This is a genomic window from Solibacillus ferritrahens (assembly GCF_037027585.1).
Classification (GTDB): Bacteria; Bacillota; Bacilli; order Bacillales_A; family Planococcaceae; genus Solibacillus; species Solibacillus ferritrahens.
In genome coordinates, this window is the sequence record NZ_JAXCLE010000027.1 from 17,680 (window position 1) to 33,355 (window position 15,676).

A 15,676-nucleotide genomic window follows, 5' to 3' on the forward strand; every position below is an offset into this window, starting at 1 on the left:
ATTTTGTTTCATGATTGTCGACCTGCTTTCCTTCCTCATCGTTTTTCATTATACCAATTTCCTAAGCTTTGTACCATACTGTGAAGTGGCAGTTTTTGTATAGAAACAGGCGGTAATGACTCGATAAATTGCTGTCCATAGGATTTTGTTTCTATACGGCGATCTAAAACAATAAATACTCCTTTATCATGACTTGATCGTATCAATCGGCCAAATCCTTGCTTGAATCGAATAATCGCTTCAGGTAATGCAAGTTCAGTAAAGGAATTACGTCCTTGCTGTGTAATATAATTTGCACGTGCCTTAAACGAAGGGTCTTCCGGTGAAGAAAACGGCAGCCTTACGACAATTACCGCAGCCAGTCCATCGCCTGGAACATCCACACCTTCCCAAAAGCTATTTGTCCCAAATAATACGGAATGATTAAACTTTTGGAACGATTTTAATAAGCGCATTCTGCTGCCTGATGTGACACCTTGAGCAAAAATCATATAATCATTCAATAATTCACTTTCATGAATAAGATCTACCGTTTTCCGCAACATGTCCTGCGAAGTAAATAATACGAAGCATCTCCCATCTGTCATCCGCACTGCATTTGTCACTGCATGCGCTACTTCTTCGATATAGTCAGATTGAGAAACAGTTTGAATATCAGGCATGTCATTTACAATATACACTTCCGCTCCATCATAGTAGCTCGTATCTGCATGCAATTTTTCAATGGAAATAGAAGAATCAATTCCGAGCTGACTCGTAATAAACCGTTCATTGCTTGGTACAGTCAATGTCCCGGATGTCCAAATAACTGCACTTTTGCTGCGAATGGGATCAAATAGCTTCCCTATCGTTGCTGTAACGTCAATTGGCTTCTTATAAAGTTGAATGCTTCCTGGAACACTTCGTCTATCCAACTCAAGCCAGCAAGAATAATTTGAATCATTTTGAAGAAACACTTCATCCCACTCTGACATTTTTATCATAAGTTCCCCAATAATATACTGCCATTGTTCAATTAAATACTCATGCTCAGGTGCCATCTGTTCTACTCCCGAACTAAATTGCTGTATAAGTGCCCTTGCATCATCAATCCACCGTTGTACGGTTAAAGATACTTTCAAAAAGACTTCGTGCGGCAACTCCAAATCACTGATAAATAGTTCAATTTTTTGTAGCGGCTTATATTGTGTACTGACAACTGCCTTTACCTCTCGAATTAACTCAGCCATCGCTGTATCAAATGTTTGAACCATATAGATGTATCGCTTTTCCAGTTGGTCGAGCGTTTGAATATTGAGCAACTGTTTTTTTAATGCGACACGACGAATTTTATAAAATAGCTGTTCATCTTCATTTATTCCAATCTGTCCAAATAAATATTTCCAATTCATGTACGTAAATATTTTTTCATCTTGATTTATGGCCGCTTGGATAAATTGGTGGGCTTCATCAATAATCCATCCACCTAAAGAATCGAATATCTGCTCATTGCGGACTAAATCACTTAATAACATGGCATGGTTCGTTATAATAATATCGGCTTGACGACTATTTTGAATCGCACGTGAATAAAAGTCGTAAAGCGGCATAGTCGTTTTCGGTAATGTAGTTTTTCGTATTTTATCAATTAGAAGCTGTCCGCCACCTGAAACATTTAACTCATTTAAATCACCAGTTTCTGTTTTAGCAAGCCAAATAAGTGTTTGTAAAAGCGTAAATGTTTGATCGTACGAATCATCGAGTGTTTTCAATTGCTTCTCGAACTTCTCTATGTCGATATAATTGCCCATCCCTTTTAATAGTGCAATTTTGATTGGCTGGCCAAGTGCTTGTTCCAAGACGGGAATTTCATTTTGCAGAAGCTGATCAAGCAAATGTGATGTATAGGTGCTGATTCCTATTTTCTGTTTTGTTTTCTTGGCATAATAAATGGCAGGCACTAAATAACCTAACGTTTTCCCAATCCCTGTGGAAGCTTCAATGACATGTTCGGCTTTATTATTAAGCGCTCCCCAAATACTATCCATCATACGAAATTGCTGCGGACGTACTTCAAAATTAGAAATTCCTTTTAATAATAGAGCTAATTTATCATCGGTTGATTGTGGGTAATCCAGTTCGTCATTATATCCTTTTGGGGTCGGTGCCATTTTACGAATCGCAATTTTATTAAAATATACATGCGTATCATCTGTTAACGCTTTATTGCGTTTTATCACAAGCGCATCGAAGAATAGCTGAGCCAAGTTTGTTTTCAGCCGAAATGAGCGCTTATGCAGCTGTTCCAATGTAACTAACGGCAATGATAAAAGTTCATGCCAGCAATACTTTAGTAGATAGGCTGTAGCAAGTGCATCATCATCAGCGCGGTGAGCACTTTCTAAAGGTATATTCAAATCACTTGCTAAATCAGCCAATTTATAGCTTAAGGACATTGGAAAAAGAATTTTGGACAGTTCAACCGTATCGATTTTTTTTCCGTACCATTTCGGTAAGCCGGCCCGTTGAAATTCCGCCTGCAAAAATGATAAGTCAAAATCCGTATTATGTGCTACAAATACTGCATCCTCCAATAGTTCATAAATATAATCAGCATGCGCTTCAAATGGTAACGCATCTTTTACATGCTCATCTGTAATATTCGTCAAATCTTGGATAAACAACGGTATAGGTTTCCCTGGATGTATAAAAGTTGAATATTTTTTTGTAATGTTCCAGTCTTGCATAATCACGATGGCAATTTGAATCATGCGATCGCCGTTTGCAGGTGAATGACCGGTCGTTTCAATGTCAACGATTGCATATTTTTGACTTTCATTCATTTTCTTCAGCTCACAGTTCAAGTAATATAACGGCATTTTATCATATTAAAGGTGATGAGGTCATGTAAATGGATAGAAATGCTGATGGACCCATTTGAAGTGGCAGTGTTGCGCTGCAGCTCAGAGCCTTTATAGAAACGTTTCCAAAAATTCTAATATAATTTGAAATCTTCTAATAAAAATTTATTTATTCTAAAAAAATCGCGATTTTCTAAAATATCCGCTAACTGTTCTAATATGCATACGCATTTTTCAAATATGTATAACAGTTTTTCAAATACCTGCGTCACTTATTCTAATATATCCTCAATTGTTCTAATAAATTGATGCATCTGATGCTAAATTGCGTCTTTAACATAAAAAAAACCTAGTACCGTCTCAAGGACAATACTAGGTTAATACGCTATGTAAAGGTGTGCAGGGGCTCATCTCCCTGCACAATTCAAAAGTCTCCCAGCAAATCCGTGCTGTTGGTGGAGTCTTTTGTTGTGAAGACTAAATCTTCACAGAGGTTTTGGCACCTAAATAACAGATTACAATAAAATAGTAGATCATTCAACCTTTTTATTTTATGTAAGTTGAACGATTACCGAAAATTCCTTTAAGCATAGGTGGTGTTACTAGTGTAGTAATAATAATAACGATTACCATTGGTGTGTAATCTTCCGCCGGTAAAAGACCGCTTGATAAACCCATCCCTGCAAGAATTAATGCCACTTCTCCACGGGAAATCATGCCTGCCCCGATTCCTACAGAAGATTTCCAATTGAATCCTGCCAATTTCGCACCAAGACCCGAACCGATAAGTTTCGATAAAATTGCTACGATTGAGAAGATAACTAAAAACCAAATATTTTCCGTAATGCCAGCGAATGTAACAGATAGTCCAATACTTACGAAGAAAAATGGTACAAAGATTCCACTCGCTATCGGCTCTACTTTATGTTCAACCGCCTCTTTGAATGGAGTTCGGCCAATAGCAATACCGATAAAGAATGCGCCAATAATTGTAGCTATACCAAAGTAATGCTCACCGACATAAGCTAAAGCAAAACAAGCTATTAGCGCACCGGATAATGTTGCCTCTGTAACACGCAATTTACTAAACGCCTTTATGAATGGTGGAATTACCCATTTCATTACGACAAATAATAAAACGAAGAAGAATACCTTCCCACCGATTAATGCCGGAATGGAAACATCGTCACCTACAAGGAAGCTCATTGCAACCGCAATTAAGACTACAACGATAATGTCATCCAACACGGCAGCACCTAATAGTGCCGAACCTTCTTTACTTTTTAGCCATCCTATTTCATTTAATGTTTGAACTGAAATACTTACAGATGTCGCTGCTAATGTTAAACCGATGAAAATAGCCTGCCCTTGAGTCAATCCAAAAGAAAGAGCTAAAGGATAGCTCATTGCAATCGGTAAAATAACACCGCCGATTGCTACGAAAATAGCACCTTTCATATTCGCATTCAAGTCTTCTAAATCTGTTTCCAGCCCTGCTAAGAACATTAATAGAATAACACCAATTTGACTGAAGGTTTGCATAACTTCACTATCCGTTATCCACCCAAGCATGGCAGGACCAATAATAATACCAATTAATATTTTTCCCAGTACGGAAGGTTGCCCTAGACGTACAGTGAAATGTCCCGCTATTTTTGTTGCCAATAATACGATCACAATTTGAAAAATAAACACCACATTATCCCCCTTCTTCACAAAAAAAGGCATGGGGGTGCCAGATTTGACTGACTCCACCATGCCTACCTTATTTATTAGACACTACTTATTTTATAGAAAAAGAATATAAAATGCAATGCAAAAATTATATTTATCTGAAAATTATTTCAATTCACTAGAAAAAGCCCGGTAATACTTCACGTTGGAAATATTGATTTTTACGTAGCCATACATTTAATATTTGCCGATGAGTAAGCAGCTTTCTGCGCGATACATGTCTTCTTTGCGCCTCTTGCAGGCTTTCCAGCAGTATACGCGTTTCTGTTGGGCATTTATCAGGTTCAGTAATTACCTGTAATGTTGGACTAATTAAATTATGTTGCTGAAGAAGTGCAAGTACTTTGGCAAAAATTTGCCCCATTGCAATATAGTCCTCTTCTATTTTTAAATCAATACATTGATATAATATGTCTTCAACTTCTTTTTCTACAAGCTCCATTGGCTGTATTTCCATATGTCACCTCTACTAGGTTTGTATATATTTAGTATATAAAAACTAGTGGAAATAAAAAAGAAATTGGATTGTGGACAGAATAACCGATACTATTTTGCGTGAATCGCTTTGCCAAAAACAGATCTCGCTGCGTCTCCTACATGCTCACTTACTGTAGGATGAGGGAAAATGAGTCGAGCTAAGTCTTTAACAGATCCGCCAAGTACTTTTGCTGCAAGCATGGAATTGATCATTTCTGTTGCACCATCGCCTACGACACATGCACCATAAATATCGCCTTCAGGACTTGCGACAAATTTCATAAAGCCTTGTGTATTCCCTTCCAATAGGGCTTTAGGGTTTGTCGGTAAGTACATTTTTGTCACAATAGAATCTGCCGGTGCTTCATGCTCAAGCATACCAAATGTTGCAATCTCGGGATGTGTATACACGCAACGCGGTATTTCCTGCTGATTAATCACTTTCGGATGTTTTCCTAAGATGAAGTCCACTGCATGGACGCCTTCAGCACTGGCGGAGTGTGCAAGCTGGAAGCCACCAACTAAATCACCAATGGCGAAAACCCCTGGAATGCTTGTTTCATAATGATTGTTCACCTTAATTAAACGACCATCCATCTGCATTTCCAACGCCTCAGCGATTTCAGTATTTGGACGGCGCCCTGTTGCAAATAATAAATTTTCAAATGGGAAATTTCCGATGGACGTTTGCACATAATCTGCATGAATTTCTTCAAATGTAAAATTTGTAATAAGCTCAATGCCCAGCTCATTCATCTTCTGTTTAATGATTGGACGGGCATCCGGTTCTTCCGTTTGTAGAATATCTTTACTATGATTGAGTACTGTCACTTTAGTACCCATAGGCGCTAAAGCAAACGCCATTTCAATCGCAATAACACCACCACCGATAATCGTCAGCTGTTTTGGAAGCTCCTGTATTGAAAAGAAAGTGTCGGTTGTATAGAAGTTTGCACTTTCAATCCCTTTAAATGGCGGAACAAATGGGCGACTGCCCGTTGCTAAAATCACATTATTCGCTGTAAATGCATTGTCGCCTACTATCACTTTCCGCTCTGCAGTTACGATTGCTTTTCCTCTAAACATCGTAATTTGCGCGCTATCAATAAAAGATTCAATATTTGATAATAATTCGGCAACAACCTTATCTTTTCGTTGCATTAACTTTGGGAAATCGATATTAATAGTAGGAACAGTTACTCCCCAATCTGTCCCACGTCGAATTTCCTGCACCAATTTACTATGCTCAAGCATAATTTTCGAAGGAATACAGCCTACGTTATAACAAGCCCCCCCGACTTTGTCCTTTTCAACAAGAGCTACTCTCAATCCGCTTTTTGCTGCATGAATTGCGGCAACATATCCGCCTGGTCCAGCACCTATTACGGCTAAATCAAAGTTTTCCATTTTATCACCTCAATTTTCACATTATCATGACAATTTTTGGAATGCAACCTAGCCCCTTATATTTGATAGAAAATCTATTCAGTAAACTTTTTCAATTCTGTTCTACTTATCAAAGCCTTATTACTTTATATTCAATATCAGGTGCTTCTAGTCAATGCAAACTACAAAATAGTCAATCATATATTTAGTGTAAACTTTACTTTTACCGTTTTTTTAGTTCTAAAAACAAAAAAATCAGCAATTATGTTAGTAATTACTGATGGCGGATCGATTATTTCAATATTTTAATTTCAACTTTTTTACGTCCCCAATTAAGGGCAGTTTTTTTCGATTTGACAAACACATCAATTTTACTGCCTTTAATCGAGCCGCCAGTATCCCCAGCAACAGCAATACCGTAGCCTTCTACCCAAACTTTAGTTCCAAGTGGGATTATTTTAGGGTCAACAGCAATTAATTTAACGTCTGGATTTTTCTTTAGATTGATGCCAGATGCAGTTTTTCCTGAACAGCCCTTACAGGAAGCTGTGAAAGCACTTGCTTCAACAGTCATTGTTTTGACTACCTCAAAGTCATCCAGCTTTTCCTTTTTTTCTTCAACTTTTTTTTGTTTATTTTCAATATGATCAGGTAGCTTTAGGACGTATCCTGCCACCGCTTGCTCTTCATCTTCAAGCTCGTTTAATTCTAATAATGTATATACAGACGTATTATAACGCTCTGCAATTTCATCTAATTCTTCCCCTTTTTTAATAGTATGTGTAGCTGCACTTATGGCATTGGAAAAGAATAAAGACGTAAAAATAATGAAGGTAAAGCTACATAATAGTTTGTTTCGAAACATATTAGTCATTTCCCCCTGTATCATTTGTAATGAAACTAAATTCAGTGTACACATTTAATATTTCAAAAAGATTACAGGGAGGTAATATAAAAATTACAAAATTATTACTCATATAACTTTTTGTAACAAAAGTAGGTGTTTATATAAAAAAAACTGTGTTAAAAGTCAATTTGACTTTTAACACAGCCGCTTCCTCCACTATTACATAATAGTCGCTTCTGGTTCATAGTGGATCATTTCTTTTATTTGATTGTTTTCCCCCATGATAGCTACTGTTGGATAGTGATCAGCCACTTCTTTATTGTCTACATATACATAGGAAATAATAATAACGATATCTCCTCTTTGAACAAGACGTGCAGCTGCTCCGTTCACGCAAATAACCCCTGACCCGCGCTCACCTGCTATTATATATGTTTCAAATCGTGCACCATTATTGTTGTTTACGATATGCACCTTTTCATTTGGCAACATCCCTACCGCATCCAAAATATCCTGATCTATTGTTATCGAACCTACATAATTTAAATCGGCCTGTGTTACTTGAGCTCGATGGATTTTGCTGTTCATCATCATTCTAAACATGGATAAGTTCCCCTTTTAATGAAAGAATTAAATTATCAATTAGACGTGTTTTTCCTATATATACTGCCGCAGCTAAAAGTATTTGATCTGACTTTTCATCTACTTCTTTCAAATCCGGATAAGTTAATATGCTCAGGTAATCGATTTTACCGGCAGTGTTATGTTCAATAATTTTTGTTGCTTGTGACAGGGCCTTATCGACATCCCCTGAATCCATTAACTCAAGTTTAGCTATTTGCAGTGCTTGTTGAATAACCGGTGCCTGCATTCTCTCTATAGAGGACAAATAAACATTCCGGCTTGATTTGGCTAAGCCGTCTTCTTCCCGAACGACTGGAACAACGCGTAATTCTACCGGGAAATTATAGTCCCTGACCATTGTTTGAATAATGGCAACTTGCTGTGCATCCTTTTGCCCTAAGTAAGCACGGTCTGGCTGTACTAAATTAAAGAGCTTTGCAACAACTTGCAATACCCCATCAAAATGACTTGGCCGACTTGCACCACACAAAGTTTGTGCCTGACGTCCGGCGCGGATATATATGCCACCATCATGTGGATACATTTCTTCGACGGATGGTGCAAAAATATAATCTACCCCTACTGATGCCGCAAGCTTCTTGTCACGCTCTAAATCACGCGGATACGATTCAAAATCTTCATTTGGACCAAATTGCGTCGGATTTACAAAAATACTCATAACAACAACATCATTTTCTTCCCGAGCATTTTTTGCCAACGTTAAGTGACCTTCATGTAAATAGCCCATTGTTGGAACGAGACCGATTGATTGCCCGCTGCTTTTTGCTTTAACTACTACTTTTCGTAGTTCAGCAATTGTCGATAGGATCATCATTATTTTACGCCTCCATAAAGCTCTATTAATTCGCCTTCTTTCATCGTGAAACTATGCTGTAATGTAGGGAATATTCCTGCTTTAACCGCTTGAGTATAGCCAATGATTCCACGTTCAATTTCATCGCCTACTTGTGCAAAGCCTTCAACAAATTTTGGAATATGATGATTTCCATACTGCAATAAATCATGAAACACTAATACTTGACCATCCGCCTTAGCGCCAGCACCAATTCCAATCGTCGGTATCATCAACTTTTCTGATACAATCTCAGTTAGCTGGTGCGGGATACATTCAAGCACAACCGCACAAGCTCCGGCTTGTTCAACAAGCAATGCATCTTCAATTAATTTTTCCGCTTGCTGTGACGATTTACCTTGAACTTTATAACCCCCAAGAACACCTGCAGATTGTGGTAATAATCCTAAATGCGCAACAACTGGAATACCTGCATCAGTTAGTTTCTTAATGACAGGAATAACATTATCCGCGCCTTCCACCTTAAGTGCATTGGCATTTGTTAGTTGCATCATTTGGACAGCAGTTTTAAGTGTTTCGTTAACATCGCCATGGTAAGAGCCAAAAGGCATATCAACGACGATAAACGTATCGGGCGCTCCTCGACGTACTGCTTTACTATGATGAATCATATCATCTACAGTTACCCGCATTGTAGATTCATAACCTAAGACAACCATCCCTAATGAATCCCCAACTAAAATCATGTCGACTTCCGCTGCCTCGGAAAACTTAGCACCGGGATAATCATATGCCGTAATCATGACAATCTTTTCGCCCTGCTCCTTCATTTTTAAAAACTGAGCCGTTGTTTTCATGTTTCTCCTCCTCAAATGGAAAGAAAACAAAAAATACCCTTCTATCCATAATTAGACAGAAAGGTAGTGTCGTAAGTAAATGAAATACATTTCATACTTTTTTGTAATAAAAAAATGAAATGAATCTAATTACAGCGTGTGTTTTCTTCCGTCTCTGTCTTGTGTAGATCAAAGCAGATAATTTTATAGTAGACTAGCAAAATAGGTACAGTTCTTAGTTGATACTGTCCTAGAGCTACTATAACAATTTTGGAAGAAAACGTACAGCATATTTATTTACAATATTTCGATATCGGCAGAGTATATACCTTTTACTTCGCCGTTAGCCTGACGAATTTGAAGAACACCGTTTTCAGTTATACTGATTGCCTCTCCTTCAACAACTTCCCGTAAAGTCGTTGCTTTTACTCTTTTCCCTATCGTACCGGAAGAATCTTCCCAAAGTGTTTTAATGAAACCAAAGCCATTTTTCACATACATATCACTATAGTGCTCTAAAAAATCAAGCACATTTGCGACTAGATGTACACGCTCAATTGGCTCACCTTCTTCGATTGCAATCGAGGTTGCAATTGACTGCAGACGCTCAGGAAAATCATCCATTTGCTGATTTACATTGATTCCGATACCAATTAACAAAGCTTGAATAAGATCTGCTTCTGCAACCATCTCTGTTAAAATCCCCGTTGTTTTTTTACCATTGACTAAAATATCATTGGGCCATTTAATTTCAGGAGTAAAATTTTTAAACATAGCTTTCATGGCATTTACAACTGCTACCGCTGTAACAAGTGTAAATTGCGGGGCTTGATGGGGGGCAATTTCAGGGCGGATAATAATTGTCATCCAGATGCCTTTCCCTTCCGATGATTCCCACTCACGCATCATGCGTCCACGTCCTGCCGTTTGATGCTCTGCAATTATAACGGTACCATCTGGTGCACCTTCTCTTACAAGCTCATGGGCAACAAGCTGTGTTGATTCAACACTTTCAAAATAATGCACCTGTCGACCATATCGCTTTGTTTTTAAAAATTGTTGTAATTGACCCATATCGACTTTATCAGGCACTGTCACAAGCTTATAACCTCTTTTTTTTACTGTATCAAACTCATAGCCTTCTTGTTTCAATGTTTGCAGGTGTTTCCAAATAGCAGTTCGTGATACTTGTAGCTCATCTGCTAAAGCTTGCCCTGAAATCGGTTCTCCGTTCGCATTTAAAAAACGTTTTAATATTTCATCCTTCATCGTGAAATGCATGAAACCATTCCTTTAATTGTTGTTTATCATTATTAGCTTCTCCATTTAAGACAGCCAAAATCGCGGTATCCAAAGTCTGTTTAATCCACGCACCACGCTTTTTTGACGACCATTCCATTAGATCCCTGCCCGAAATGGCAAGTTCATTTATGTGCTGTATCGGTAATGTGCTTTTCCGATCAGCTAAATCATCAAAAGAAAAAGGCAGAACTTTATTTTGCCATTCTGCAAATTGACAAGCAGTTTTTAACATAGATAAATCATAGCGCAATAAATCAATCGGTGGCATGCCATTCAGTAGGCTTTCATATGCACCTAAAATACTCTTTGTAAACAGTTTATCCTTGTTTGAACAGCGATACGCCGAAAGTAAAGAAAGGTCACTCTCATTTACTAAACAAAAGTACGCCCATCCAACTTGCCGGTCTTCTGAATAAAACCCGGTCCAACTATGAGTATTGAACTTACCAGGTAAATAGTTGCTTAATGAAGTATTCTCAATATATTCAATTCCCATTTGGGCATGTTTGGACGTAAAGATTTTTGAAAGTTCCACTTGAATTCGTTCGATTGAAATATATGAGATGGTAGATGCTTTTTGATGAATGGCCTGCAAAGTTTGATATTCAATCGAGAATTGGAGCTGTGAGGCAAATCGAATAGCGCGCAGCATTCGAAGTGCGTCTTCTTCAAATCGCTGAAGCGGCTCACCGACAGCGCAAATTACTTTGTTATCAATATGTTGACGTCCATTATAATAATCAATATAGTCGCCTGATTTGCTAAGTGCCATAGCATTCATCGTAAAATCTCGGCGCTTTAAATCTTCTTTTAAGTTGCGGACAAAATGAACGGTATCCGGACGACGGTGATCACTATAACCGGATTCAGTCCGATATGTCGTCACTTCAATGGGTTCCCCAAAATCAAGGACAAGCACAGTACCATGGGCTATCCCTACGTCAATCGTATGGTGAAAAATCGCCTGAATTTCTTCTGGTAATGCGCTTGTCGCAATATCAACATCATTATTTTCTTTTTTTAAATAATAATCTCGGACTGCCCCACCTACTATAAACGCTTCAAATCCTGCCTGCTCAATTGTGTTGATAACTTTCTTAGCTGCTTGCCAGTGCATTTTTTTCTTGTGCCACTCTTTCATAAATTCGTTCATATTGTTCAACCATTTTCGATTCATGGAATTGTTCTTTTACTGCCTGTAATGCTGCCAATCTGAATGCCTCATGTTTTACTTCATCCTGTAATAAATCAACAGCATAATCTGCGACTGATTGTGTATCGCCAAGAGGAACTAAATAGCCATTTACCCCATGATTAATCACTTCTGGAATACCACCAATCGCTGTACCGATTCCAGGGACTCCACATGCCATTGCCTCCAATAGTACTAAACCGAAAGATTCCTTCTCAGAAAGCAGTAATTTTAAATCACTAATCGCAAAGAGCTCGGTGATATTTTCCTGTTTCCCTAAAAATAAAATATCATCCTTATATGGTGATAATTTAACAAGGTCTGTTACACGATGCTTTTCAGGTCCATCACCAACTAACAGTAATTTAGCAGGCATTTTTTCTCGAATTTTCAAAAATGAATCAACAATATCAGGTAAATTTTTGATTTTGCGGAAATTGGAAATATGAATGATTACTTTTTCATGTGGCAATATCCCAAATTGCTCTTTTAAATTTCCTGGATCCACCGGTTTAAACACATTGTCATCGACAAAATTATAAATTGTATCGATTGTTTGCTTCGTATCTATTAAGGCATATGTCTGCTGTTTAAGTGATTCAGAAACAGCCGTCACAGCATCCGAACAATCAATTCCATATTTAATAGCCTGAGCTAATGTCGAATCTTCACCTAAAACTGAAATATCCGTCCCATGAAGAGTCGTGACAATCCCAAAATTTTCCCCACTCATATGTCTTGCCAGTACTGCACAAACAGCATGAGGAATTGCATAATGCACATGTAATATATCTAGTTTTTCTTCCTTAATAACATCGGCCATTTTGCTTGCTAATGCAATATCGTATGGTGGGTATTGAAATACTGAATAATTATTTACTTCAACTTCATGGAAAAAAACATTTGGATAAATTTTATTAAGCCGAAATGGTACGCTCGATGTAATAAAGTGAATTTCATGTCCCCGTTCCGCTAGCATTTTTCCAAGTTCTGTTGCGATAACCCCAGAACCTCCAACTGTCGGGTAACATGTAATACCAATTTTAAGTTTTTTCATTAGTCTCCCCATCCTCTCAACAATACGATTAACTTTCGTTAGTAAATATTTTACCGCAATTATGCTTTAGCATGATTACATTATTCACTATTTTCTGCGTTCCGCTAAAATGCGCCAATCTACAAAACCTTCCTGCAAACCCTTTAGTAAAATTTCAGCAGTCCCCATATTTGTCGCGAGAGGAATATGATATAAATCACATAATCGCACTAATGCCATAACATCCGGCTCATGTGGCTGGGCAGTCAATGGATCACGGAAGAAAAAAACCATATCCATATCATTGTTCGCTATCATGGCACCTATTTGTTGATCTCCCCCTAATGGGCCCGAACGAAACTTTGTAAGGTCAAGCCCTGTTTCAGCTTCAATCATTGTGCCAGTAGTACCTGTAGCATACAGATCATGCTCTTCCAAAATATCTCGGTATGCAATGGCAAATTGAATTAAATTATCCTTTTTTCGATCATGTGCAATTAATGCAATTTTCATAAATCTCAACTCATTTCTAAATGATGTTCTCTAATCCGTATATTAATGTATTACAATTCATAACTTTTTCAATACTAAATGTAACTCCACCCATAAAGCTTCCTCGATTTAAAGAGTCATGACGAATTGTTAATAATTCACCTGTACCACCAAACAATACTTGTTGATGAGCGACTAAACCAGGTAGGCGAACGGAATGAATATGCATCCCTTCAAAGTTTGCGCCTCTTGCACCATTATGTGTTTCCTTTTCATCTGGATGACCTTGTTCTTTTGAATTCCTAACTTCACTAATCATTTGTGCAGTTTTAATACCCGTACCAGACGGTGCATCGAGCTTTTGATCATGATGCATTTCTATAATTTCTACATCCGGGAAATATTTCGCAGCATCTTTGGCGAACTTCATCATTAATATTGCTCCAATGGCAAAATTCGGAGCAATAATACAGCCTATTTCTTTGTCTTTTGCAATTTGCTGCAATTCCTCAAGCTGCTCATCTGTAAAGCCAGTTGTCCCAACAACCGGTCGTACATTATGTAATAATGCTTGTTTTGTTCTTTCATAAACAAAATGTGGATTCGTTAAATCAACAAGCACATCCGGCTTTGTATCTCTAACAAGTTCCGGGAAATTTGTATAAATTGGAACTTCATATTGCTTTGGAAACTCATCCAATGCTGCAAGCGTTGTGCCAACTTCTTTGTAATCTAGGGCAGCAACCAATTCCATGCCTTCATTTTTAATTATCGTATGAACTGCCTCCATACCCATTTTACCTCGTGCTCCAGCAATTGCGACTTTAATTGTCATTACATAAAAACTCCTTTGACCTTTAGTTAATGCCATATTTCAATTTTAATTTGACTATAATCATAATAATTTTTCAATAATAGTGTTAACAGCCCATCAACAATGATTCGTATTAGTCACACTGTTGTCAAATACATCGAAATCAAACATAATAAACGATGTAGCCTTTTTCCTGCTTCGACACATATTTTCTTTCACAATAGATTATAGGAGGATGACAATGCAAGGAATAAAAATAAAAAATATAATCGGGATCCTCATCGGTTCCGCCCTCTTTAGTTTTGGCTTTGTTCATTTTAATATGCAAAACCAGCTCGGTGAAGGTGGATTTAGTGGTATTACACTTATCTTATATTTTACACTAAATTGGGACCCAGCATTAATGAATTTACTATTAAATATACCAATGTTTATTCTAGGTTGGAAATTGCTCGGTAAAAAATCATTTATTTATACAATTATCGGCACACTCGGCGTATCTGTCTTTTTAAAGATCTTTCAAATCTATGAATTCAATATGAATTTGAAGGATGATTTATTTCTTGTGTCCTTATTCGCGGGAGTATTTGTCGGCATCGGTTTAGGTATTGTTTTCCGCTTTGGCGGGACAACCGGTGGCGTAGATATTTTAGCTCGACTTGCCCATAAATATTTTGGCTGGAGTATGGGGAAAACAATGTTCGGCTTTGATTTTTTTGTTATTATTCTTTCATGGATGACGTTTTTAGATGCTCGGTCGATGATGTATACATTAGTAGCTGTCTATGTAGGAGGCCGCGTGATTGATTTTGTTCAGGAAGGGGCTTATTCTGCAAAAGGTGCATTTATTATTTCCTTACATTCTGATGAAATTGCAGATTTAATTACAAAAAATATGGATCGTGGTGTAACAATTTTTGATGGGCATGGCCACTTTACGAAAGAACACCGTAATGTTCTGTATTGTGTCGTTTCACGTAGTGAGCTTGTAAGGTTAAAATCCATTGTTCATTCTATTGACCCTCATGCCTTCGTTACAATTATGGATGTTCATGATGTATCCGGTGAAGGCTTTACATTAGACGATAAAAAACAGCCGCTAGACTAAAATGGCCTAGCACTGAGACTACCCTCACCTAAATCAGGTATGGGCTGATCGTAAAAAAAAGGAGCTGGGACAAAACCCGCCTCAAAATCAAACGCCGTTCAAATTTTACGATGAGTAAAATTTGAACGGCTTTCTTATTGTGCCTACTTCGTAGCCGTTGTTCTCCGTTACGGC

General features: G+C 37.7%; 14 protein-coding genes. 1 reads left to right on the forward strand and 13 read right to left on the reverse strand.

Annotation, left to right across the window (positions count from 1 at the left end):
* Positions 1 to 35: 35 nt before the first annotated feature.
* The 13 genes from dinG to dapB all read right to left on the reverse strand — a co-directional run bounded on the left by dinG (position 36) and on the right by dapB (position 14,415).
* Positions 36 to 2,822, reverse strand: a complete 2,787-nt coding sequence (gene dinG, locus SNE38_RS17650) for an ATP-dependent DNA helicase DinG (protein WP_191705143.1) — start codon at positions 2,820 to 2,822, stop codon at positions 36 to 38.
* 564 nt (positions 2,823 to 3,386) lie between these two features.
* Positions 3,387 to 4,535, reverse strand: coding sequence for a cation:proton antiporter (locus SNE38_RS17655; protein WP_191705144.1), 1,149 nt, complete (start codon positions 4,533 to 4,535; stop codon positions 3,387 to 3,389).
* Positions 4,536 to 4,692: 157 nt separating this feature from the next.
* The gene (locus tag SNE38_RS17660) at positions 4,693 to 5,031 is read right to left on the reverse strand and encodes a transketolase (RefSeq protein WP_191705145.1); all 339 of its coding nucleotides are present in this window, start codon (positions 5,029 to 5,031) and stop codon (positions 4,693 to 4,695) included.
* A gap of 89 nt (positions 5,032 to 5,120) precedes the next feature.
* Positions 5,121 to 6,458, reverse strand: a complete 1,338-nt coding sequence (gene lpdA, locus SNE38_RS17665; protein WP_336047021.1) for a dihydrolipoyl dehydrogenase — start codon at positions 6,456 to 6,458, stop codon at positions 5,121 to 5,123.
* Between the two features lie 271 nt (positions 6,459 to 6,729).
* Positions 6,730 to 7,302 (reverse strand): 3D domain-containing protein, encoded by a 573-nt coding sequence (locus SNE38_RS17670; protein ID WP_336047022.1) that lies wholly within the window; start codon positions 7,300 to 7,302, stop codon positions 6,730 to 6,732.
* Between the two features lie 201 nt (positions 7,303 to 7,503).
* On the reverse strand, positions 7,504 to 7,887 hold the full coding sequence (panD, locus tag SNE38_RS17675; RefSeq protein WP_191705148.1) for an aspartate 1-decarboxylase: 384 nt from the start codon (positions 7,885 to 7,887) through the stop codon (positions 7,504 to 7,506).
* Complete coding sequence (gene panC, locus SNE38_RS17680) at positions 7,880 to 8,743, reverse strand: pantoate--beta-alanine ligase (protein WP_336047023.1); 864 nt, start codon at positions 8,741 to 8,743, stop codon at positions 7,880 to 7,882. Before panC ends, panD begins: the two co-directional genes overlap by 8 nt.
* Positions 8,743 to 9,579, reverse strand: coding sequence for a 3-methyl-2-oxobutanoate hydroxymethyltransferase (gene panB, locus SNE38_RS17685; protein ID WP_336047024.1), 837 nt, complete (start codon positions 9,577 to 9,579; stop codon positions 8,743 to 8,745). The genes panC and panB overlap by 1 nt, the downstream gene beginning before the upstream one ends.
* 276 nt (positions 9,580 to 9,855) lie before the next feature.
* The gene (locus SNE38_RS17690) at positions 9,856 to 10,839 is read right to left on the reverse strand and encodes a biotin--[acetyl-CoA-carboxylase] ligase (RefSeq protein ID WP_336047025.1); all 984 of its coding nucleotides are present in this window, start codon (positions 10,837 to 10,839) and stop codon (positions 9,856 to 9,858) included.
* Complete coding sequence (locus SNE38_RS17695) at positions 10,817 to 12,001, reverse strand: CCA tRNA nucleotidyltransferase (RefSeq protein ID WP_191705181.1); 1,185 nt, start codon at positions 11,999 to 12,001, stop codon at positions 10,817 to 10,819. The genes SNE38_RS17690 and SNE38_RS17695 overlap by 23 nt, the downstream gene beginning before the upstream one ends.
* Positions 11,958 to 13,109, reverse strand: coding sequence for an N-acetyl-alpha-D-glucosaminyl L-malate synthase BshA (bshA, locus tag SNE38_RS17700; protein WP_191705152.1), 1,152 nt, complete (start codon positions 13,107 to 13,109; stop codon positions 11,958 to 11,960). The genes SNE38_RS17695 and bshA overlap by 44 nt, the downstream gene beginning before the upstream one ends.
* Before the next feature lie 87 nt (positions 13,110 to 13,196).
* Entirely contained in the window at positions 13,197 to 13,601 is a 405-nt protein-coding gene (mgsA, locus tag SNE38_RS17705) for a methylglyoxal synthase (protein ID WP_191705153.1), read from the reverse strand.
* A 16-nt stretch (positions 13,602 to 13,617) separates the two neighbouring features.
* Entirely contained in the window at positions 13,618 to 14,415 is a 798-nt protein-coding gene (gene dapB / locus SNE38_RS17710; RefSeq protein ID WP_191705154.1) for a 4-hydroxy-tetrahydrodipicolinate reductase, read from the reverse strand.
* A 220-nt stretch (positions 14,416 to 14,635) separates the two neighbouring features.
* On the opposite strand from dapB, the gene SNE38_RS17715 reads away from it, so the two are divergent.
* On the forward strand, positions 14,636 to 15,502 hold the full coding sequence (locus SNE38_RS17715; protein WP_191705155.1) for a YitT family protein: 867 nt from the start codon (positions 14,636 to 14,638) through the stop codon (positions 15,500 to 15,502).
* The last annotated feature ends 174 nt before the right edge of the window (positions 15,503 to 15,676 follow it).